Source organism: Nonomuraea cavernae, assembly GCF_040655715.1.
Taxonomy (GTDB): domain Bacteria; phylum Actinomycetota; class Actinomycetes; order Streptosporangiales; family Streptosporangiaceae; genus Nonomuraea; species Nonomuraea cavernae_A.
Genome location: NZ_JBFAKL010000007.1, coordinates 63,529 through 84,307 on the forward strand (window position 1 = coordinate 63,529; position 20,779 = coordinate 84,307).

The 20,779-nt window shown below is 70.4% G+C and carries 21 protein-coding genes; 7 read left to right on the forward strand and 14 right to left on the reverse strand.

Features of this window, described 5'->3' with window-relative positions:
• Positions 1-23: 23 nt before the first annotated feature.
• From aroH to AB0I38_RS12405, 8 genes are all read right to left on the reverse strand, one after another.
• Positions 24-383 carry a chorismate mutase gene (gene aroH / locus AB0I38_RS12370; protein WP_358466102.1) on the reverse strand — a complete coding sequence of 120 codons (360 nt, stop codon included), beginning with the start codon at positions 381-383 and terminating at the stop codon, positions 24-26.
• A gap of 69 nt (positions 384-452) precedes the next feature.
• Positions 453-2,468 (reverse strand): pseudouridine synthase, encoded by a 2,016-nt coding sequence (locus AB0I38_RS12375; protein WP_358466104.1) that lies wholly within the window; start codon positions 2,466-2,468, stop codon positions 453-455.
• On the reverse strand, positions 2,465-3,052 hold the full coding sequence (scpB, locus tag AB0I38_RS12380) for an SMC-Scp complex subunit ScpB (protein ID WP_358466526.1): 588 nt from the start codon (positions 3,050-3,052) through the stop codon (positions 2,465-2,467). The genes AB0I38_RS12375 and scpB overlap by 4 nt, the downstream gene beginning before the upstream one ends.
• A 364-nt stretch (positions 3,053-3,416) precedes the next feature.
• Entirely contained in the window at positions 3,417-4,229 is an 813-nt protein-coding gene (locus tag AB0I38_RS12385) for a segregation and condensation protein A (protein ID WP_358466106.1), read from the reverse strand.
• Positions 4,226-5,167, reverse strand: coding sequence for a ParA family protein (locus tag AB0I38_RS12390; RefSeq protein ID WP_358466108.1), 942 nt, complete (start codon positions 5,165-5,167; stop codon positions 4,226-4,228). Before AB0I38_RS12390 ends, AB0I38_RS12385 begins: the two co-directional genes overlap by 4 nt.
• Before the next feature lie 116 nt (positions 5,168-5,283).
• Positions 5,284-6,207: a site-specific tyrosine recombinase XerD gene (locus AB0I38_RS12395; protein WP_358466110.1), complete on the reverse strand. Its 924-nt coding sequence runs from the start codon at positions 6,205-6,207 to the stop codon at positions 5,284-5,286.
• Positions 6,204-6,812, reverse strand: a complete 609-nt coding sequence (locus AB0I38_RS12400; protein WP_358466112.1) for an NUDIX hydrolase — start codon at positions 6,810-6,812, stop codon at positions 6,204-6,206. Before AB0I38_RS12400 ends, AB0I38_RS12395 begins: the two co-directional genes overlap by 4 nt.
• Before the next feature lie 35 nt (positions 6,813-6,847).
• Positions 6,848-8,512: a CTP synthase gene (locus AB0I38_RS12405; protein ID WP_358466114.1), complete on the reverse strand. Its 1,665-nt coding sequence runs from the start codon at positions 8,510-8,512 to the stop codon at positions 6,848-6,850.
• Positions 8,513-8,651: 139 nt separating this feature from the next.
• Between AB0I38_RS12405 and AB0I38_RS12410 the strand changes: the two genes are divergently transcribed.
• From AB0I38_RS12410 to AB0I38_RS12420, 3 genes are all read left to right on the forward strand, one after another.
• Complete coding sequence (locus AB0I38_RS12410) at positions 8,652-9,284, forward strand: acyltransferase (protein ID WP_358466116.1); 633 nt, start codon at positions 8,652-8,654, stop codon at positions 9,282-9,284.
• 67 nt (positions 9,285-9,351) lie between these two features.
• Positions 9,352-10,476, forward strand: a complete 1,125-nt coding sequence (locus AB0I38_RS12415) for an NAD(P)H-dependent flavin oxidoreductase (protein WP_358466118.1) — start codon at positions 9,352-9,354, stop codon at positions 10,474-10,476.
• A gap of 16 nt (positions 10,477-10,492) precedes the next feature.
• Positions 10,493-11,269, forward strand: a complete 777-nt coding sequence (locus AB0I38_RS12420; protein ID WP_358466120.1) for a GntR family transcriptional regulator — start codon at positions 10,493-10,495, stop codon at positions 11,267-11,269.
• Here the strand turns inward: AB0I38_RS12420 and AB0I38_RS12425 are convergent.
• The gene (locus tag AB0I38_RS12425; protein WP_358466122.1) at positions 11,226-13,613 is read right to left on the reverse strand and encodes a GcvT family protein; all 2,388 of its coding nucleotides are present in this window, start codon (positions 13,611-13,613) and stop codon (positions 11,226-11,228) included. The genes AB0I38_RS12420 and AB0I38_RS12425 overlap by 44 nt on opposite strands.
• Before the next feature lie 48 nt (positions 13,614-13,661).
• Here AB0I38_RS12425 and AB0I38_RS12430 point away from each other — a divergent pair, with 48 nt between their 5' ends.
• A complete protein-coding gene (locus AB0I38_RS12430) occupies positions 13,662-14,588 on the forward strand; it encodes a phosphotransferase (protein WP_358466124.1) in 927 nt (308 codons plus the stop codon).
• A 4-nt stretch (positions 14,589-14,592) separates the two neighbouring features.
• Complete coding sequence (locus tag AB0I38_RS12435) at positions 14,593-15,189, forward strand: DUF4126 domain-containing protein (protein WP_358466126.1); 597 nt, start codon at positions 14,593-14,595, stop codon at positions 15,187-15,189.
• A gap of 114 nt (positions 15,190-15,303) precedes the next feature.
• Here AB0I38_RS12435 and AB0I38_RS12440 read toward each other — a convergent pair whose 3' ends face one another.
• Complete coding sequence (locus tag AB0I38_RS12440; RefSeq protein ID WP_358466127.1) at positions 15,304-16,068, reverse strand: glucose 1-dehydrogenase; 765 nt, start codon at positions 16,066-16,068, stop codon at positions 15,304-15,306.
• 176 nt (positions 16,069-16,244) lie between these two features.
• On the opposite strand from AB0I38_RS12440, the gene AB0I38_RS12445 reads away from it, so the two are divergent.
• Both AB0I38_RS12445 and AB0I38_RS12450 read left to right on the forward strand, forming a co-directional pair.
• Positions 16,245-16,850 carry a hypothetical protein gene (locus AB0I38_RS12445; protein WP_358466129.1) on the forward strand — a complete coding sequence of 202 codons (606 nt, stop codon included), beginning with the start codon at positions 16,245-16,247 and terminating at the stop codon, positions 16,848-16,850.
• 58 nt (positions 16,851-16,908) lie between these two features.
• Entirely contained in the window at positions 16,909-17,484 is a 576-nt protein-coding gene (locus AB0I38_RS12450) for a Uma2 family endonuclease (RefSeq protein WP_358466131.1), read from the forward strand.
• Here the strand turns inward: AB0I38_RS12450 and AB0I38_RS12455 are convergent.
• The 4 genes from AB0I38_RS12455 to AB0I38_RS12470 form a co-directional block, all read right to left on the reverse strand.
• The gene (locus AB0I38_RS12455; RefSeq protein WP_358466133.1) at positions 17,474-18,061 is read right to left on the reverse strand and encodes a hypothetical protein; all 588 of its coding nucleotides are present in this window, start codon (positions 18,059-18,061) and stop codon (positions 17,474-17,476) included. The two genes, AB0I38_RS12450 and AB0I38_RS12455, sit on opposite strands and share 11 nt — an antisense overlap.
• Before the next feature lie 758 nt (positions 18,062-18,819).
• Entirely contained in the window at positions 18,820-19,443 is a 624-nt protein-coding gene (locus tag AB0I38_RS12460) for a transcriptional regulator (RefSeq protein WP_358466135.1), read from the reverse strand.
• Complete coding sequence (locus tag AB0I38_RS12465; protein ID WP_358466137.1) at positions 19,395-19,880, reverse strand: hypothetical protein; 486 nt, start codon at positions 19,878-19,880, stop codon at positions 19,395-19,397. The genes AB0I38_RS12460 and AB0I38_RS12465 overlap by 49 nt, the downstream gene beginning before the upstream one ends.
• A gap of 218 nt (positions 19,881-20,098) precedes the next feature.
• Entirely contained in the window at positions 20,099-20,410 is a 312-nt protein-coding gene (locus AB0I38_RS12470; protein ID WP_358466139.1) for a hypothetical protein, read from the reverse strand.
• Positions 20,411-20,779 lie beyond the last annotated feature (369 nt).

A 20,779-nucleotide genomic window follows, 5' to 3' on the forward strand; every position in this document is an offset into this window, starting at 1 on the left:
ACGACTGATTAAAGCCCTCTGCCCTACTGGGCAATGTCCTGGCGCAAAGCGACGGCGCCGCGCAGATAGACGTGCTGGATCTCGGTCCGGGGCCGGTCGGTCTCCACGTGGGCCATCAGCCGGACCACCCGGGGCAGCGCCCCCGGCACGTCGATCTCGGTGCAGCAGATCAACGGCACGTCGTGGAAGCCGAGCTTGCGGGCCGCCAGCGCCGGGAACTCGGCGGTGAGATCCGGCGTCGCGGTGAACAGCACGCTGATCACGTCGTCGGTGGTCAGCTGGTTGCGCTCCATCAGCTCGGAGACGAGCACGGTCGTCCCCTCGATGATCGAGTCACGGTCGTCGGCGTCGACCTGGATCGCCCCGCGGATCGCCCGAACCATCTGAACCCGTCCCTCCATAAGCGGTTGGAGCCCGTGCGTCCTCCGCACGGGCTCCTGCGTCCTGCCAGGTTACAACTTCACCGCGGCGTAGAGTTCGCCGACCTCCGTCAAGCTCAGCGACCTGACGGTGCCAGGCTTGGTGCGGCCCAGCTTCACCGGCCCGAACTCGATCCGCGCCAGGTCGATCACCCGGTGGCCCGCCTCTTCGAGCATGCGCCGGACCACGTGCTTGCGGCCCTCGTGCAGCACCACCTCGACCAGCGCCTGCTGGCCGTGCTCCTGCACGATCGCGAAGCCGTCGGCCTTGGCGAGGCCGTCCTCCAGCTCGATCCCCTGCTTGAGCCTGCGTCCCAGGTCACGCGGGATCGGGCCGGGCACCTTGGCCCAGTATTTCTTCTGCACCCCGTAACTGGGGTGGGTCAGCCGGTTGGCCAGCTCGCCGTCGTTGGTGAGCAGCAGCAGGCCCTCGGTCTCGGTGTCGAGCCGGCCCACGTGGAACAGCCGCGGAGCCAGCTCCTCCACATAGTCGGCCAGGCACGGCCGGCCCTGCGGGTCGTCCATGGTAGAGACGACGCCGATGGGCTTGTTCAGGGCGTAGTAGACCAGGTCGGGCGCGGTCGGGATGCGCTTGCCGTCGACGTGGATGACCTGCGCGGCGGGGTCGACCTTGGCACCGAACCTCCGCACCACCTGACCGTTGACGGTCACGCGGCCGTCGCCGATCATCTCCTCGCAGGCGCGGCGGCTGGCCACGCCCGCCTGGGCGAGCACCTTCTGCAGCCGCACGCCGTCGGGCACCTCGGTGGTGTCGCGCTCGTCGGTGTAGCCCTCGGGGTAGAAGTTGCGGTCGCGCATCGGCTGGCGCGCGGTCTTGAACCGGTCGCGGCCGGCTGCCCCGGCGGGAGAGCCACCGCTCCTGGATCCGCCGATCGTCCGCACGCCGTCACGCCCGGCCGGCCGGCCGCCGTCACGTCGCCCGCCCGTGTCGCGGCCGCCCTCGGACCTGCCGTAGCGGGCGCGGCCCTGCTGGCCGCCCTCGTCCCGCCGCCCGCTCCGGTCGGCCCGGAAGCCGCCCTCACGAGCCTGGTCACGGCCGCCGTACCCGCCGCGCTCGGACCGGAACCCACTCCTGTCCGTACGGGCGCCGTCGCGATCGTCACGCCGGTCGGAACGGTAGCCATCGCGACCCTGACCGCCGCTGCGGTCGTCACGCCGGTCGGAGCCGAAACCGCCACGCGGGCCACTGTCGCGGCCCTGGCCGCCGCTGCGGTCGTCACGCCGGTCGGAGCGGAAACCGCCAAGGTCGGAGCCACCACGAGAGTCGGAAGCGCCGTACCGGGCACGAGGACCGCCACGGTCGGCGCGGAGCGCGTCACGGCCCGAGCCGTACTCGCCTCTGGAACCCCGGTCGCCAGCGTCACGCCGCTCCGGACGAGACCCGCCACGGTCGTCGCGCCGCTCGGGCCGGTAGCCGTCGCCGCCCTGGGAACGGAACCCCGCACGGCCGTCGCGCCGCTCAGGCCGGGAACCTCCCCGGTCATCGCGCCGCTCGGAGCGGTAGCCGTCACGGCCCTGACCGCCGTCGCGCCGCTCAGAACGGTAGCCATCACGGCCCTGACCGCCATCGCGCCGCTCAGGCCGGGAACCTCCCCGGTCATCGCGCCGCTCGGGGCGGTAGCCATCACGGCCCTGACCGCCATCGCGCCGCTCAGAACGATAACCGTCACGGCCCTGACCGCCGCTGCGGTCGTCACGCCGGTCGGAGCGGAAACCGCCACGGTCGGAGCCACCACGAGAGTCGGAAGCGCCGTACCGGGCGCGGGAACCGCCACGGTCGGCGCGGAGCGCGTCACGGCCCGAGCCGTACTCGCCCCTGGAGTCGCGGCCGGTGCCGCGGTCGTTGTCGTCGCGGCGCGATCCGCCGCGGGTGTCGTCTCGGTGGGAACCGCCACGGAAGCCCTCGCGGCGGGAACCGCCACGGGTGTCGTCCGAGCGGAAGGCGGGACGCCCACCACGGCTGCTGGAGCCGCCGGTGCGTCCACGACCGCGTCCATCACCGGACGGGGTGCTGCGCCTGTTGTTCACTTTGTCGTCTCCTCGAGGTTTTCCACGTCGTCGGGGAGGAAGGGCGCGAGCTCGGGGAGCTCGCTCAGGTCCCTCAGTCCCAGACGTTCAAGGAAGTATGAGCTTGTCCGGTAGAGCACTGCCTGGCTCTCCGGGTCGGAGCCGGCCTCTTCGACCAGGCCCCTGGCGACGAGTGTCCGCATGACACCGTCGCTGTTGACGCCGCGTACCGCGGCGACACGGGCGCGGCTCACCGGTTGCCGGTAGGCCACGACCGCGAGTGTTTCGAGCGCGGCCTGCGTCAGCCGCGTCTGCTGGCCGTCGCGGACGAACCGCTCGACCAGCGGAGCGCATGCCGGACGTGTGTAGTAGCGCCAGCCGCCCGCCACTTCTCTTAGATCGAAACCCCGCCCGGCTTCGGTGTATTCCGCCGCCAGCGCTCGCAACGCGGTGACCACCTCGTGGGTGGGCCGTTCGAGCACCTGCGCCAGGGTGATCTCGGAGACCGGTTCGTCCACGACCATGAGGATGGCTTCGAGCGCGGCGCTCAACCCCGGGCCCTCGTCACCGTCGGACGTCGAGGAGGGCTCGGTGGATCCCCACACGCCCTCGGCCGCCGCACCGGCCGTGGCCGGCTCGGGAGCCGAATCCCTGGGCCCTTTCTCCCTCGCCTCCGCGCCGCTCCCCGACCCGGGATGGTCCAGCTCGGAAACATCCGGCACCGGCACGGCCGGCTCAGAATCGTCAAAGGCGAGACCGTCCGGCCCGGGAACGTCCGGCCCGGAATCGTCCGGAACAGGAACGGTCGCCACGGGAACGGTCGGCACAGGATCCGCCGGCACGGGCGGCGGGTCCGACTCCGGTTCCAGGGGCTCCTGGGTGGTGGCGAGGGACCCGGGGAGAGACATCCAGGCGGGCAGCCCCGCTTCGGGCGATTTGCGGGGCGGGGGCGGAACGTCGTCCGGGCGATCAGTCATCAGCAGCCTTCTCCGCGCTCTCCTCGTAGTCGTCGCCCACCGCGACGTCCCCGTCGTCGCTGCCCGTCCAGGTGACATGCAGATCACCCAGAGGCTCGACCTGCTCGAAGGTGACGGCCGACTCCCGGAAGAGCTCGAGCACGGCCAGGAAACGGGCGATGACCTCGAAGGTGCCGTCGCAGTCGGCCACCAGGGCCCGGAAGGTGGCCCGGCGCATGCGCCGCAAGTGCTGGACAAGAATAGCGGCTTGCTCCCGCACGCTGGCCAGCGGTTGGTAGATGTGGCCGATGTTGACCGTGGGCGCCGGCTTGGGGGTGAAGGCCCGCGCGGCGATGCGGGCGAGCTGGTCGGGGCCGATGCCGAGGATCAGCTCGGGGAGCAGGTCGGCGAACTGCGGCTCCAGCGGCGCGGTGCGCGGGAAGCGGAGCGCCTCCTCGGCCATCCGGCCGGAGAAGAGCTTGGCCACCTCTTTGTACGCGCGGTATTGGAGCAACCGGGCGAACAGCAGGTCGCGGGCTTCCAGGAGGGCGAGGTCCTCCTCGTCCTCGACCTCGCCCGACGGGAGCAGCCGGGCCGCCTTGAGGTCGAGCAACGTGGCGGCGACCAGCAGGAAGTGGCTGGTCTGGTCGAGGTCCCATTCGGGGCCGCGGGAGCGGATGTAGGCGATGAACTCGTCGGTGACCTTGGAGAGCGAGACCTCGGTGATGTCGAGCTTGTGCTTGGCGATGAGCCCCAGCAACAGGTCGAACGGCCCTTCGAAGACGTCGAGGTGAACGTGGAACCCCGCCGCCTCCTGTTGCGTCACCTGGCCATTGTGGCAGGCGCCGGCCAGCGCGACAGCACCTCGCGGGCCAGCTCCCGGTAGGCGTTGGCGCCCAGGGACGACGGGTCGAAGGTGGTGATCGGCTCGCCGGCGACCGTGGCGTCGGGGAAGCGCACGGTGCGGTTGATCACCGTGTGGAACACCTTCTCGTCGAACGCCTCCACGACGCGGGCGAGCACCTCGCGGCCGTGCAGCGTGCGCGCGTCGTACATGGTGGCCAGCAGGCCCTCGATCTCGAGGTCCTCGTTGAGCCGCTCCTGCACCTTGGAGATGGTGTCCATGAGCAGGGCGACGCCGCGCAGCGCGAAGAACTCGCACTCCAGCGGCACCATGACGCCGTGGGCGCAGGTGAGCGCGTTGATCGTGAGCAGGCCCAGGGACGGCTGGCAGTCGATGAGGCAGACGTCGTAGTGCGGCAGCAGCGGCTTGATCACCCGGCCGAGCACCTGCTCGCGGGCCACCTCGGTGACGAGCTGGACCTCGGCGGCCGACAGGTCGATGTTGCTGGGCAGCAGATCGAGGCCCTCGACGCCGGTCTCCAGCAGGACGTCCTCGGCGGTGACGTTGCGCTCCATGAGCAGGTTGTAGACCGTGAGGTCGAGCTGCAACGGGTTGATGCCGAGGCCGACGGAGAGCGCGCCCTGCGGGTCGAAGTCGACCAGCAGCACCTTGAGGCCGCATTCGACGAGCGCGGCGCCCAGGTTGATGGTGGTGGTCGTCTTGCCGACCCCGCCCTTCTGGTTGACCATCGCGACCACGCGGGCCGGCCCGTGCGTCTCCGGCGGCACGGGCTCGGGGAACACGGGCCTGGGGCGCCGGGTGGGCCCCAGATTGACGCCGGTGGAGGGCGTGTTGGTCTTCGTGTCACCCCAGGGGTTGTCGGGGGTCCCCGGGGTCGAACCGTTGGTCTTCACAGTCACCAGCTCGAACCTCCCTGACGATCCCGAACCGGACCGTCCGGACGGACACTATGGCGTCACTACTTAACGCGGCAAGGCGGCACGCCGAAGTGCCGCGCGCCGCAAAAGACTATAGATCACTGCCGTGCACGGGGATGCGCGGCGGCGTAGACCTCGCGGAGCTTGTCCACCGTGACCAGGGTGTAGACCTGGGTGGTCGTCACCGAGGCATGACCGAGCAGCTCCTGGACCACCCTAACGTCGGCGCCGCCGTCGAGCAGGTGGGTTGCGAAGGAATGGCGTAGAACATGGGGAGATATCCCGGCTAGTCCGGCCCGTTCCGCGGCAGCCTGCAGCACCTCCCAGGCTCCCTGCCTGGTGAGGCGCCCGCCCCTGGCGTTGAGGAACACCGCCGGAGTGCCGCGGCCGTGGGCGAGCAGGCCGGGCCTGGCCCTGACCAGGTAGGCGTCGAGCGCGGCGCGGGCGTAGCGACCGAGGGGCACGACCCGGGTGCGGCCGCCCTTGCCGCGCAGGCGTACCTGGTCGGTCTCCAGGTCGTCCACGGCGAGACCGACCGCCTCCGAGATGCGCGCGCCCGTGCCGTACAAAACCTCGAGCAGGGCGCGGTTGCGGAGGGTCAGGGGCGCGCCCTCGGGGCCGGAGGCGGCGATGAGCCGCTCGACCTCGTCGACGGCGATCGCCTTGGGCAGCCTGCGGAGCTGGCGCGGCGGCCGGACCTCGTGCGCGGGGTCGTGCGCGGTGACGCCCTCGCGCAGCGCGAAGCGATGCAGCCCCCGCACGGCCGACACCGCTCGCGCGGCCGAGCTGGCCACGAGCGCCGGGTGGTCGCCGTCTCCCTCGCGCAGCGCGGTGAGGAAGTCGAGGATGTCGGCCTCACCCACGTCGCGGAGCGTGTCACGGCCGCGCGACCGCAGGTGCTGGAGATAGCGGCGCAGGTCACGACGGTAGGAGGCGAGCGTGTTGGCAGCCAGGCCCCGCTCCACCGCCAGATGAGCGAGGTAGCTGGAGAGCACCGCCTCCACGAAATGGTCCTCCGTCACGCCTCGGGCGCGTCGGCCGGCCGCAGCAGGGCGTAGCCCTCGACCGACGCCGCATATGCGGCGAGGATACCGGCCACGGTCGGGGAATTGTGGATCATTCCCATCAGCGCCGCCTCGACGGCGTCGGCCAGCGGCACCCACTCGACCGGCATGTCGATCTCCTCGTGGCGATGGACGAAGCCGTTCTCGTCATCGGGGATCTTCGACACGTCGCGGGCGAGGAACACCCGGATCCGCTCGTTGGTCATGCCGGGCGAGGGGAACAGGTCGACCAGGGTGTGCCAGGTGGCGGCCCGGTGGCCGGCCTCCTCGGCCAGCTCCCGCGCGGCCCCGGCGACCAGGGACTCCCCCGCCACGTCGCGGATCCCGGCGGGCAGCTCCCACAGCAGGTGGCGCGTCGGGTGACGGTATTGGCGGATCAGCAGGACCCGGTCGTCGGCGTCGAGCGCGAGCACCGCGACCGACCCCGGATGCACCACGTAGTCGCGGTCGGCCACCTCGTCGCGCGGCATGCGCACGGTATCGGTGCGCACGTCGATCACGTAGCCCTTGAACCGGTGCTTCGTGTCGACGACGTCCCATGCCTCGGGCGTGTCTCTGATCACGGCCCCATTCTCCTCTGGTGCGGGCAGGCCGTGGCTCACTTGGCCACGCTGGAGCTGACGCGGCTGTCGGCGTAGACGAGCGCGGCGCTGATCAGGCCCTTGAACAGCGGGTTGGCCCGCGTCGGCCGGGAGCGGAACTCGGGGTGCGCCTGGGTGCCGATGAAGAACGGGTGGATGTCGACGGGCAGCTCGGTGTATTCGACCAGGCGTCCATCGGGCGACACCCCCGAGAACACCAGGCCGACGCGCTCCAGCTGCTCGCGGTAGGCGTTGTTGACCTCGTAGCGGTGGCGGTGACGCTCGTCGGCCTTGGCCTTGCCGCCGTAGAGCTGCCTGGCCAGCGTGCCCTCACCGAGCTTGGCCGTGTAGAGGCCGAGCCGCATGGTGCCGCCCATGTCGCGCTCGCCGGCGACGACGTCCTCCTGATCGCTCATGGTGGAGATGACGGGGTGCTTGGTGTCGGGGTCGAACTCGGCGGAGTTGGCGTCCTCGATGCCGGCCATGTTGCGGGCCGCCTCGATGACCATGCCCTGCATGCCGAGGCAGAGGCCGAGCAGCGGGATCTTGTGCTCGCGGGAGTGGCGGATGGCGCCGATCTTGCCCTCGATGCCGCGCACGCCGAACCCGCCGGGCACCAGCACGCCGTCGACCCCGTCGAGCTCGCGTTCGGCGCCCTCGTCGGTCTCGCAGTCGTCGCTCTTGACCCAGCGGATGTTGACCCGGGCGTCGTTGGCGAAGCCTCCCGCGCGCAGCGCCTCGGTGACCGACAGGTAGGCGTCGGGCAGGTCGATGTACTTGCCGACCAGGGCGATGGTGACCTCCTTGGCCGGGCGGTGCACGCGGCGCAGGAGCTGCTCCCACTCCTTCCAGTCGACGTCCCTGAACGGCAGGCCGAGCCGGCGGACCACGTAGGCGTCCAGGCCCTCGGAGTGCAGCACCTTGGGGATGTCGTAGATGGAGGCGGCGTCGACGCAGCTGACGACGGCGTCCTCGTCGACGTCGCACATCAGGCTGATCTTGCGCTTGATGGAGATCTGGACGGGCCGGTCGGAGCGGAGCACGATGGCGTCGGGCTGGATGCCGATGCTGCGCAGCGCGGCCACGCTGTGCTGGGTCGGCTTGGTCTTGAGCTCGCCGGACGGCCCGATGTAGGGCAGCAGCGACACGTGCAGGAAGAAGACGTTGTCGCGGCCGACCTCGTGCCTGATCTGGCGGACGGCCTCCAGGAAGGGCAGCGACTCGATGTCGCCGACCGTGCCGCCCACCTCGGTGATGACCACGTCGACCTCGGGACCGGCCATGCCCCTGATGCGGTCCTTGATCTCATTGGTGATGTGCGGGATGACCTGGACGGTGTCGCCCAGGTATTCGCCGCGGCGCTCCTTGGCGATGACGTTGGAGTAGACCTGGCCGGTGGTCACGTTGGCCGAGCCGTGCAGGTCGGTGTCGAGGAAGCGCTCGTAGTGGCCGACGTCGAGGTCGGTCTCGGCGCCGTCGTCTGTGACGAACACCTCTCCGTGCTGGAACGGGTTCATCGTGCCGGGGTCGACATTGAGGTAGGGGTCGAGTTTCTGCATGGTGACCCGGAGACCGCGTGCCTTGAGCAGACGACCGAGGCTGGATGCCGTGAGGCCCTTGCCGAGACTTGAGGCGACACCGCCGGTGACGAACAGATGCTTGGTTTGCGATGCGCTGCGCAAAGGGGCTCCCGTGGCTCGAGGTGTGGTCAAGTGTCCACGGGCTCTCAGGATATCAAACATCGTCCCCGACATGCCCGAACGGTGGGACCAAGCGGTAACTTTGGGCTTTATGTCACTTGTACGCCGGACATTGGGCACATTGGTCCACCGTGCCTACACGGCGATCCGCGAGGCCGGTGCCATCACCCCGGCCAGCCCGGCAGGGCACGCGTTCCGCAGGCTGGGGGACGGCGCGAAGATCGCCTTCCCGCCGGGCGCCATCTTCGGTGAGCAGTGGATCGAGATCGGCGACCACACGCTGATCGGCGAACGGGTCTCGATCTCCTGCGGCATGTGGCCGGGCGCCGAGCTGGGTCCCGACTCCATCCTGCGCATCGGCGGCGGCTGCTCGATCGGCCGGGGCTCGCACATCGTGGCCCACCAGTCGATCGACATCGGCCACGACGTCTTCACCGGCCCGTACGTCTACATCACGGACCAGAACCACGTCTACGACGACCCGGACATCCCGATCGGCCAGCAGTGGCCGCGCAACAACCCGGTCTCGATCGGCGCCGGCTCGTGGCTCGGCACGGGGGCGATCATCCTGCCGGGCACCCGGCTCGGCCGCCAGTGCGTGGTGGCGGCCGGCGCCGTCGTCCGCGGCGAGTTCCCCGACCACAGCGTGGTGGCCGGGGTGCCGGCCAGGAAGGTGCGCTTATACAACCCTGAGCAGGGCTGGCACCCGCCCGGCGTCGCCCTGGCCATCGACCGGCAGGCGACGGCCTCCTGACCGCCGGGCCCCGGCGACTGGACCGGGAATCTGGACCGAACATCGTTCTGGCGGTTAGCGTCGGTTCATGCGAACCGCAATCACCGAGCGCCTCGGCGTCGAGTTCCCCCTGTTCGCCTTCAGCCACTGCCGCGACGTGGTGGCCGCGGTCACCAACGCCGGCGGCTTCGGGGTGCTGGGCGCCATCGCCTACACGCCCGAACAGCTCGACACCGAGCTCACCTGGATCGACGAGCGGGTCGGCGGCCGCCCGTACGGGGTGGACGTGCTCGTCCCCGGCAAGATCGACGCCTCCGCGCTGGACCTTGACGCGCGGCTGGCCGACTTCATCCCCGAACGGCACCGCGACTTCGTCACGCACCTGCTGTCCAAGTACGGCGTGACCGGCCCGGTCCAGCCGATGGGCGGGTCGCCGGACGAGTTCGGCAGGCGGGTGACGGCGGCGGGCGCGACCGGCCTGATCGACGTGGCCCTCAAGCACCCGATCGGCCTGATCGCCAGCGCGCTCGGGCCGCCCCCGCCGGAGATGGTGGCGAGCGCCCGCGAGGCCGGGGTGCCCGTGGCGGCCCTGGTCGGCACCGTGGAGCACGCGCGCAGGCAGGTGGCGGCGGGCGCCGACCTGATCGTCGCGCAGGGCACCGAGGCGGGCGGGCACACCGGCGAGATCGCCACGATGGTGCTGGTGCCGCAGGTCGTGGACGCGGTGGCGCCGCTGCCGGTGCTGGCCGCCGGCGGCATCGCCTCCGGCCGGCAGATGGCGGCGGCGATGGCGCTCGGCGCGCAGGGCGTGTGGTGCGGGTCGGTCTGGCTGACCACCGAGGAGGCCGAGACGGCGCCCTCGGTCAAGCGCAAGATGCTGACCGCCTCGTCGCTGGACACGGTCCGTTCCCGCTCCCGCACCGGCAAGCCCGCCCGCCAGCTCAGGTCGGCCTGGACCGACGAGTGGGACTCCGGTCAGGAGAGCCCCGGGCCGCTCCCGATGCCGCTGCAGATGCTGGTGGCCGAAGGCACGATGGCCCGTGTCACCTCGGCCGCCGAACGGGGCGAGCCGGGCGCGCTGGAACTGGCCAACTACTTCGTCGGGCAGGTCGTGGGCCAGATGAACCAGATCAAGCCGGCCCGCGAGGTGGTGTACGAGATGGTGAGCGAGTTCGCCGACGCCGTGGAGCGGCTGGCCCGGCTCTCCGGCTGACGGCTACGATGCGCGTGTGGTCGGGACACCCGAGCTGGAGCGTGGCACCGGTGTTCCCGCGCACGTGCAGATCGAGCGCTGGCTGCTCGCCTCGATCGCCGGCGGCGAGATGGCGCCCGGCGACCGGCTGCCCGGCGAGCGGGAGCTCGCCGGACGGCTCGGCGTGAGCCGGATGACGCTCAGGCAGGCGCTGGCCACCCTGGAGCGCGACGGCGTGCTGATCCGGGTCCCGGGCAGGTCCGGCGGCGCGTTCGTGGCCGAGCCGCGCGTCGACTGCGACCTGACCGGGCTGACCGGCTTCACCGAGCAGATGCGCCGCGCCCACCTGCACGCCGAGGCGCGGGTCCTGGTGGCCGCGACCGTGCCCGCGACCGGGCGGGTCGCCGCCGCCCTGGAGCTGGCCGAGGGCGAGCCGGTGCACGAGGTCGCCCGGGTGCGTTCCGCCGGGCGGTCGCCGGTGGCGCTCGAACGCTCCTTCTTCCCCGCGCTGCCCGGGTTCCTGGACGCCGACCTGGGCGGGTCGCTCTACGCGCTGCTCGCCGGCGCGTACGACCTGGAGCCGCGCACGGCCGTGGAGCACCTCGACCCGGTGATCGCCGGGCCGGGCGAGGCGGCCGAGCTGGGCATCGCGCCCGGCGCGCCGCTGATGTCGATCGAACGCACCGCCTACGCGGCCGACGGCACCCCGGTCGAGTACGCCCGCGACCTGTTCCGGCCCGACCGGGTGCGGATCTCGGTGCGCAGCGGCGTCAGCGCACCCGCTCCCCCGCCGGGTCGTAGAGCGGATCGCTGACCACGTCCGCCGCCACCCAGGAGCCCTCCACCTCGACCTCCGCCCGGGTGCCCGGCTCGCAGCGCGCGGGCAGGTAGGCGTAGGCGATGGACGCGGCGACCGTGTAGCCGTAGCCGCCGGAGGTGACCCGGCCCACGACCTGGCCGTCCACGCGTACCGGCTCGTTGCCGAGGGCGATGGCGCGCGGGTCGCCGAGCGTGAGGCAGCGCAACCGGCGGCTCGGCTCGGGGTCGAGCGCGTCCCTGCCCAGGAAGTCCTTGTCCGGTTTGACGCAGAAGCCGAGCCCCGCCTCGTACGGGGTGGTCTCGGGTCCGACGTCCGCCCCCCACACCCGGTACCCCTTCTCCAGGCGCAGGCTGTCGATGGCCCGGTAGCCGGCGGCCGTCAGCCCGTACGGCTCGCCGGCCCGCCACAGCGTCGTCCACAGCGCCAGTCCGTACTCACTGGAGCAGTACAACTCCCAGCCCAGCTCCCCCACGAACGTCACCCGCAACGCCAGCACCGGCACGTCACCCACGGTGATCTCGCGCGAACTCATGAACGGGAAGTCCAGCGGATCGGGCGTCAGCCCGGACAGGACGTCGCGGGCGCGCGGTCCCCACAGCCCGAAGCAGGCATACTGCCCGGTGACGTCGGCGATCCGGACGTCGGCCCCGGTCAGCGCGGCCTGCCGGCGCAGCCAGCCGAGGTCGTGGGAGCCGAACGCGGTGCCGGTGACGACGAGGAACTCGTCCTTGGCCCGCCTGGTCACCGTGAAGTCGCACTCGATGCCGCCGCGCCGGTTGAGCGCCTGGGTGTAGGTCACGGCGCCGACGCGGCGGGCCACCCGGTTGTCGCAGACCCACTCCAGCAGGGCGGCCGCGCCGGGACCGGTGATCTCGATCTTGGCGAACGACGACTCGTCGAACAGCCCGGCCGCCTCGCGGGTGGCACGGTGCTCGGCCCCGACGGCGGCCGACCACGACCGCCCGGCCCAGCCCCTGGGCCGCTCACCGGCGTGGTCCGGCGCGTTCGAGCGGTAGTGGTTGACCCGCTCCCAGCCCGCCTTCTCGCCGAACTCGGCGCCGTGCGCGGCGTGCCAGCCGTACGCGGGCGAGACCCTGAGCGGGCGGCCGGCCGAGCGCTCGTGGCCGGGGTAGCGGATGTCGTAGTAGGTCTCGTAGTTCTCGACGGCGCGGGCGAGCGTGTAGGACGGCGAGCGGTACTGGCGGCCGAAACGGCGGATGTCCATGTGCCAGAGGTCCATGCCGGGCTCGCCCTCGACGATCCACTCGGCCATCACCCGGCCGATGCCGCCGGCGCCCGCGATGCCGTGCGCGCAGAACCCGGCCGCCACGAAGAACCCGCCGACCTCGGTCTCGCCGAGGCAGAACTCGTTGTCAGGGGTGAACGCCTCGGGCCCGTTGATCAGTTTGCGGATGCCGACGTCGGCCATGGCCGGGACCCGGATCCTGGAGTTGTCGGATATTTCCTCAAATCGCGGCCAGTCTTCGGGCAGCAGCCGCCCGTTGAAGTCGCCCGGCACGGCGTCGAACCGGCCGGGACCGGCGGTCCAGGGCGCGCAGGTCCGCTCGTAGCCCCCCATGACCAGCCCCCGCACCTCCTGGCGGTAGTAGACGAGCAGGTCGGGGTCGCGCAGCGTCGGCAGGCCGGTGTGGTCGTGGAAGGCGTCGGTGACCACGTACTGGTGCGACATCGGCACGATCGGCACCCGCACGCCGGCCATCCGGCCGATCTCGGCCGCGAACATGCCGCCGCAGTTGACCACGATCTCGCAGTCGAGGTCGCCCTGGTCGGTGCGGACCCTGGTGACCCTGCCGTCCTTGGTGTCGATGCCGAGCACGCGCGTCTTCGTGCGGATCCGCGCACCGCCCTCGCGGGCGCCGGCCGCCAGCGCGTAGCAGAGCCGCGAGGGGTCCACCTGACCGTCGGTGGGCAGGTAGGCGGCGCCCACGACTCCCTCGGGGTCCATGAGCGGGAACAGCTCGACGGCCTCGGCGACGGAGATCTCCTCCAGCGGCAGCCCGGACGCGCGGGCCCAGCCGATCTGGCGGCGGATCTCCTCCATCCGCTCGGGCGTGGAGGCCAGCTTGATGCCGCCGCACTCCGTCCAGCCGACGTCGAGTTCCCGGTAGAGCTCGACGGAGTACTGGTTCATCCGGGTGAGCGTCGGGTCGGCGCGGAGCTGGCCGACCAGGCCCGCGGAGTGGAAGGTGGAGCCGCTGGTCAGCTCGTCCCGGTCCAGCAGGACGACGTCCCGTTCGCCGAGCCGGGTCAGGTGGTAGGCGACGGAGGCGCCGCCCACGCCGCCGCCGATGATCACGATGCGCGCCGAGTCGCTCATGGTCGCGAGGCTAACCTTTTTGGAGCTAAAAGGTCTAGACCGTTTAGGGTGGCAGAGCTAGCATCGACCATGGCCCTGAGCGAGGTCCTCGACCGCATCCCCCTGCTGTCCGGCGTCCCGCGTTCCGTCGAGGAGCTGCCCGGCGGGCTGACCAACCGCAACTACAAGGTGACCGTTCCCGGCGGCGCGTACGTGGTGCGCGTGTCGGCCAGCGACGGCGCGCTGCTGGCCATCGACCGTGACGCCGAGCACGTCAACACCCTGGCCGCCTTCCGCGCGGGCGTGGGGCCTCCGGTGCACGACTACCTGCCGGGCGCCGGTGTGCTGGTGGTGGGGTTCCTGCCGGGGCGGACGTTCACCGAGGCCGACCTGCGTGACGCCCGGAACCTGCCGCGGGTGGCTCAGGCGTGCCGGGAGTTGCACGCCGGTCCCCGGTTCGCCGGGGACTTCGACATGTTCGACGTGCAGCGCCGCTACCTGGCCATCGTGCGGGAGCGGGGGTTCCGGCTGCCGGCGCGGTATGTCGACTTCATGCCCGACGTGGCCCAGATCCAGAAATGTCTGGAAATACGGCGGGAAAGTACCGTTCCCTGTAACAACGACCTGCTGCCCGGCAACATCATCGACGACGGCGAGCGGCTCTGGCTGATCGACTACGAGTACGCGGGCAACAACGACCCCTGCTTCGAGCTGGGCAACATCTGGAGCGAGTCGGACCTGCCGCTCGACCACCTCGACGAGCTGGTCACCGCCTACTACGGCCGCCGCCTGCGCAACAGGATCGCGCGGGCGCGGCTGCTCGGCCTCATGTCGAAGTACGGCTGGACCCTGTGGGCCTCGATCCAGGACGGCGCCAACGAGTCCATCGACTTCGACTTCTGGTCGTGGGGGATGGAGAAGTACGAGCGGGCCGTCGCCGAGTTCACCGGGCCTGATCTCCCACGCCTCATGAACGACGCGATCCGGGCAGACTAGGGCCATGTTCGCTGCACTGACAGGGCTGGGGTTATCCACCGCCGCCGGGTTGAACGCCTACATCCCCCTGCTGGTCGTGGGCGTGCTGGCCAACTTCACCGACGCAGTGAGACTGCCCGACGGCTACGACTGGCTGTCCAACTGGGGGGTGATCTGCGTTATCGCGGTGCTGCTCGCCGCCGAGGTCGTCCTGGACAAGGTGCCCGCCGTCGACACGGTCAACGACATGATCCAGACGGTCGTACGGCCGGCGTCGGGCGGGGTCGTCTTCAGCGCCACGAACGCGGCCGCCGAGTTCGACCAGTCGACCTGGATGGCCGAGAATCCGTGGGCGGGGTGGCTGCTGGGCATTCTGGTGGCGCTGGCCGTACACACTCTGAAGGCGACGGCCCGGCCGGTGCTCAACGCGGGCACGGCCGGAGCCGGCGCGCCGGTCGCGAGCACCGTGGAGGACGTCGGATCGCTCGGCATGAGCCTCGTCGCGGTGTTCCTGCCGATCCTGGTGATCGTCGCACTGGCCCTGCTGGCCCTGCTGGCGTGGTGGGCGCTCCGGAAGGTACGCCGCCTGCGGGCCCGGCACCGGAGTCGTTCTCCGGGGTGACCCCCGGTCCACCGGCGGGGTGATTCCCCCGCCGGGCGCCCGCTCGTACGCTCCTGCAGGACGTGTGGGCGCATCGTGGTCCCCCGCCCTCGCGCCCACACGTCCCGCGGCCCGTCAGGTGTTGGCGGCGTCCATGTAGTAGTTGAGCAGGGCCGTTTGTCCGGCCGTCCACCCGCCGTCCACCGCCAGCTCGGCTCCGGTCATGTAGGAGGCGGCGTCCGACAGCAGGAACACGACCGCCTGGGCCACCTCCTCCGGCTCCCCGCACCGGCCGGCCGCCACGAGGGGAAAGCCGCCCTCACCGGAGACCGCTCCGTGCTGCTGGGTCATCGGGGTGACGATCATCCCGGGGTGCACCGAGTTGACCCGGATTCGCGGACCGAGCTCGATGGCCGCGATCTTGGTGAGCCCGCGTACCCCCCACTTCGAGGCACCGTAGCCGCCCGTGGCCGGGAGCGCGGAGAGACCGGCCACCGACGACAGGTTCACGATCGAGCCGCCGCCCCCTGCCCGCATCGGCTCGATGACCGCCTTCACCCCGAGGAACGGTCCGACCAGGTTCACCTTGATCGCCCGCTCGAAGTCCTCGGCCGACTGCTCCTCCAGAAAGGCCACCGTGGAGACGCCCGCGTTGTTGACCAGCCCGTCGATCCGACCGTGCTCCTCCAGCACCGTCGCCACCACCGAGGCCCATCCATCGGCCTCGGTCACGTCGTGAGCGAGGAAACGGCAGCCGAGCTCCTTCGCCGTGGCCGCGCCCTCCTCGGCGAGCACGTCCGTGATCACGACCCGCGCCCCCGCGCCGACGCACCGCCGGGCGGTCGCGGCGCCCATCCCCCGCGCGCCACCCGTGATGATCACTACCTTGCCGTCCAGCATGCCCACTCCTCACCCGGATCCGCGAGCACCCCCACGCCTCCATTGAGCCGCGGCGGTAAGTACGAGGACTGAACCACAGCGGCACCAGTTGATCAAGAGCAGTCGCCGGGCCACCGCCGCACCCGCCAACGGACCCGCCGGGCGCACTATCCTCGAAGGCAGCGACCAATCAGGAGGTGGGCACCATCAGCGAGCTCCTTCTCATCGTGCTGGTGATCCTGGCGTTCTTCCTCCTGCTCACCGGGGTCGGCGTCTACTTCCTGGTCAAGGTGGGCCGGAAGGCGGCGACCAAGGCCAGGCAGGCGACGACGCGGCTGACCACCCACGTCAACGCCATGGGCACCGGCGACGCCGCCGAGGTCGAACGCCTCCGCCTCGACCTGCACCGCGAGGTGTCACTGACCCGCCAGGCCGTCGACCAGGCCCAACGCCAGGGCTGGGGTCTCGGCGACCTGCCGGACCTGCTGTCCGACCTGGTCCGCCAGGCCGGCGTACACGACGGGCAGCTCGCGATGTACGCCCAGCAGCGCCGCGCCTCCCCCTACGTCGACCACGTCACCCTCGACCGGCTCCGCGAGCACCAGGCCAAGCTCACCGCGATGTGCGCTCGCATCCGCGCCGACCTGCTCAGCGACCAGGTCCACCACACCGCGACCGGCATCGACGACCTCAACTCGCGCACCGAACTGGAGATCGAGTCCCGCCGCCGCGCCCCCGACCCGCTCGACGAGATCGACGAGCTCTACCGGCGCACCCTTCAGGAACGAAAAGATCTCCCCTGACCGCTACCGTACGTGGCACGATGGATCCACGGCGTGACATGTCCGAGGAGGCACCACGATGAGCACCGCCCTTCCAGAGTGGTTCTATCCCGGCCCTCCCGGTGGCTGGACCGCCGACATGCTCGATCATCTTCCCCCCGACGCGCCCCCGCACGTCGAGCTGATCGATGGGTCCCTCATCATGATGTCGCCACAAACGGCTTTCCACATGCTCACGCTCCGGTTGCTGGAGCAGTCGCTCCGACCGCCCCAGCGGCTCGTCGTCGCCCGCGAGATGGCGGTCACGCTGGGCCTGCGTCAGCGGCCCGAGCCGGACATTCTCCTGGTCAACCGGTCGGCTCTCGCGCCGAAGGTGACCTCGTTCAGGCCCGAGGACGTCCACCTGGTCGTCGAGGTGGTGTCTGAGGAGTCCAGAGACAGGGACCGCATCACCAAGCCGATCAAATACTCCAACGCCGGCATCCAGCACTTCTGGCGAGTGGAAGCGGAGGACGCCAACCCTGTCGTCTACACGTTCGAGCTCGAACCCGTCGTGAAGGCCTACGTGCCGACCGGCATCCACCGCAAGCGGCTGTGCGCCAACATCGGCTTCGACGTGGAGATCGATCTCGACCTCGACCGGGTCATGGGCTGACCCCGCCCCACCCGTCATAGACGGCGGCGCTGAGCTCGTCGACGCCGGCGCTGAGCTCGTCGACGCCGGCGCCCTTGTTGTAAAGGGCTTTCGTCGCCTGCGCCTGTTTCACAGTGGGAAGCAGCCCTTCCAACAGCACCGGCAACGACAGCCGGCGCAGCAGGAGCTCACCCTCCGAGATCCCGTACGGCCTGCGCACCACGGACACGTTGACCCTGAGCGCGTGCTCGTTGCCCGGCGGCACTCCCGGCCGGTCGATCTCGATCGCCGCGTACCTGAAGCCGTTGGCCAGATCGCACCCGGCGCAGCCAGCCAGGCCCCGGCTCAGCCTGCCGCCGCACTCGGCGCAGATCAGCCGGTCGTAGGCGGCGTCGACGACCCGCCACAGATGCTTGTCGGGCTCGTCAACGACCATCTCCGCGAGGTCCCGTTCGTCGGCCGCGCTTGCCCCGGCGAACTCGCGCCCCAGAAACTCCCGCCACCCCGCCTCGACGAGTTCGTCGACCACGGCCGCGCAGTCGGCGCAGCCGGGGGCTCCGGCCGGTTCCCAGCCCCCACACGCTTCACAACGCCGCATGCCTGGCACCGTAGCTTGCCCCGGCTTGGCCCTTCACCTCCTTAATCGGCGGCCCCTTCTTGTTCTGCCTGGATTTTGCCGAAGCGCCATCGCCTTGGCTCACCCGGGTGCTCCCAACTCTTGGCCTGGGTGGCCGCAGGCCCGGGCTGGCCTGGGTGGCCGCGGAGGCGGGTGGGCGTTCCGGCCGACCGCGATTGCCCGGGGTCTGGTGATCCTGGCCTTCGGCCTTACTTCGGGCGCGGGGGTACTTGGCACGGTCTTAAGTCGGCCGGAACGCCCACCCGCCTCCGCTTCACTGCCCCCGCCGTCCTGCCTGCCCGCCGCAGAACGGGCAAGGCTTCGACGCCTTCCTCCTCGCCGATGCTGAAGCACCTGTTCCCACCCTTTGCACCTGCTCGCCGTAGCTGAAGCCGTCACTTGCCGGCACAGTGCGGGCTGGGCGCCGTATCCGTGGCTCTTGCTCTCACGAACCTGGCCGCACTCCTTGGCGACTGCTCTTGCGGCTTGACCTCTTGATGAATGTCGCTGGGGCCTTGGGACGCATCGACCACTGAGTCGGACCAATCGATCGCGGCTGCCCCTCGGCAGAGACCTCAGATGAGGACGTACGGAAGGGCCGGTCGCGCACAGCGTGCGACGGTCTTGGGACGCCCCTGCCGGCCGTGTGGCCGAATCCGGCGAGTTGGTCGACCTGCTGGACCGCTTCGGCATGGCGAGGTCGGCGCGGACTCGCGCGAACTGCTGACCGCCGGCCTGGCCTACGACATCGGGGGCGGGGACGATGACAGCACGTTGGTCTGCCTCAGATCGGCCACGATCGCGGCCAACTCGCCGACTGTTCGCGCCGTGTAGGTGCGCTCGATGCGCTCGGTCAGTTCGTCCATGGTGATGCGGCCGTCGCTGACCGCGACATGCAGCATCTCGGCCACTTTGCCCCGGTCCTGGTCGCCGGCTCGTATGTCATGGGGGTCGATCACGGCGTCCTCCATGACAGCCCCAACGAGATCGTTACTCCAGCCTTGTCCACCACGCGGGCCAAGGACCGAGAGGCCGGACTGGGCGACGATGGCCTGAAGGGCGGCCACGTGGTTCTGGTATGCCTCGCGGCCAGCGCGGGTTAGGCTGAACCAGGTTCTCGGGCGCTTGCCCACGTGTCCCTTGCGGATCTTCACGTACCCGGCCGCTTCCAGGGCGCTCGCGTGCTTGGACAGCACCGAGTCGCTGATGTCCAGGCTGTCGCGCACGAACGCGAACTCGGCCTCGTCGGCGGCGGCAAGCAGGGAGGCGATCTGCAGCCGGGTCGTGGCGTGGATGACCGGATCGAGCTGCGGGGTCATCGGTTCGCCGTCTCCGCCCGGCGCACGGTCCTCATGGACATCCATCGGGTCAGGATAGGCGTGGTGATCAGCGCGACCACGGTCATCGTGACGCCCATCACGGTCCGCGGGTAGGAGACGCCGAGCGCTTCCAACCCCACCGCCACGCCCACACTTCCGAATGCCGTGATGACGATCCAGACCGCGAAGCCACCCCATGCCCATGGATCCACCACGCCAGGATGGGGGCGCATGGACTGATTCCGAATATCCATGACGAACTTGAATACGGCGGCCATGAGCCCGATCGAGAGAACAGGCAGGGCGATTCTGAGCGCCGACAGAGGGGTGACCTCGGTGAAGAACTGCATACCGGTGACGAAGACCCAGACGGCCACCACGTACCAGGACGGGAACATCGGGGGTGCGGATCGAAGTGCCCTGCGCTGCGTCTCGTGGATCTGGGCCAGCGACTGCGCCGCTTCTTCGGGGGTGATGTGCATGATGACCTCTTCCTAGCTTTCCATCCCGGAAAGTACTTTCTACTTGCCGTATCGTCAAGTACTTTCCATACAGACAAATTGCTAGATGTCATACCCGACAGGCCCGGACGTCGGCCTGTTGCCGAGTTCCCATCCGACGGGGCGGACGGCAAGGCGCCGGAGGGCACTCTGGCCGCGTTTCGGTGAAGCACAGCCCGCATCGTCCGGTGCCATCATGGTCAGGCCGATACGGTGACAAACCGCCACGGAGCGGCCGATCCTCTCGCCCTGTCGTCATCGCTCACCTTCAGGCCGATCGTGTACATGCCGGCCCGAGTGAAGGCTTGGGCGCGGTCACAACTGCCGGCGTTCGGGGCGTACTCGTCGTCGGTGCTGTCGTCCCGGGTCACGGCGCTGAAGAGGGTGTCGTTCGCACCCGAGTCGAAGTGAGAGGCGCGCAGACGCACCTGTCTGCCGACTCGGTGCCCGGTCCATGAGGCGGGCCCGTCGAACGTGAGCCTGGGCGAACCGTTACGCACCGTGACCGTCACCCTCGAGGAGATCGGGTCGTGGATGCCGTCGTCGGCGCGGATGATGCTGGTGCGAGCGCGGTCGGGTGGGGCGAACGGCAGGTCGTGACCGTGCCCAGGTCTTGTCCGCTGCCACGTAGTGCGGCCAGGTCCGTGCGCACAAGTGCCACAGCTACGGCGCCCGGCCCGCACGTGTGCCGGAAAGTTCGGGCTGCAGCTACGGCGAGCAGGCCCAAAGGGGGGAACAGGTGCTTCAGCATCGGCGAGCAGAAAGGCGACGGGCCTCTGCCCGTTCTGCGGCGGGTGGACAGGACGGCGATGCGCCGTAGAGCGGAGGCGGGTGGGCGTTCCGGCCGACTTAAGACCGTGCCAAGTACCCCCGCGCCCGAA

Bases quoted from the DNA above. Each gene is read 5' to 3' on its own strand.
- aroH (WP_358466102.1), bottom strand. From the start codon at position 383: ATGGTTCGGGCGATCCGCGGGGCGATCCAGGTCGACGCCGACGACCGT.
- AB0I38_RS12415 (WP_358466118.1), top strand. From the start codon at position 9,352: ATGCGAACCGCAATCACCGAGCGCCTCGGCGTCGAGTTCCCCCTGTTC.
- AB0I38_RS12425 (WP_358466122.1), bottom strand. From the start codon at position 13,613: ATGAGCGACTCGGCGCGCATCGTGATCATCGGCGGCGGCGTGGGCGGC.
- AB0I38_RS12435 (WP_358466126.1), top strand. From the start codon at position 14,593: ATGTTCGCTGCACTGACAGGGCTGGGGTTATCCACCGCCGCCGGGTTG.
- AB0I38_RS12440 (WP_358466127.1), bottom strand. From the start codon at position 16,068: ATGCTGGACGGCAAGGTAGTGATCATCACGGGTGGCGCGCGGGGGATG.
- AB0I38_RS12450 (WP_358466131.1), top strand. From the start codon at position 16,909: ATGAGCACCGCCCTTCCAGAGTGGTTCTATCCCGGCCCTCCCGGTGGC.
- AB0I38_RS12455 (WP_358466133.1), bottom strand. From the start codon at position 18,061: ATGCGGCGTTGTGAAGCGTGTGGGGGCTGGGAACCGGCCGGAGCCCCC.
- AB0I38_RS12460 (WP_358466135.1), bottom strand. From the start codon at position 19,443: ATGGATGTCCATGAGGACCGTGCGCCGGGCGGAGACGGCGAACCGATG.
- AB0I38_RS12465 (WP_358466137.1), bottom strand. From the start codon at position 19,880: ATGCACATCACCCCCGAAGAAGCGGCGCAGTCGCTGGCCCAGATCCAC.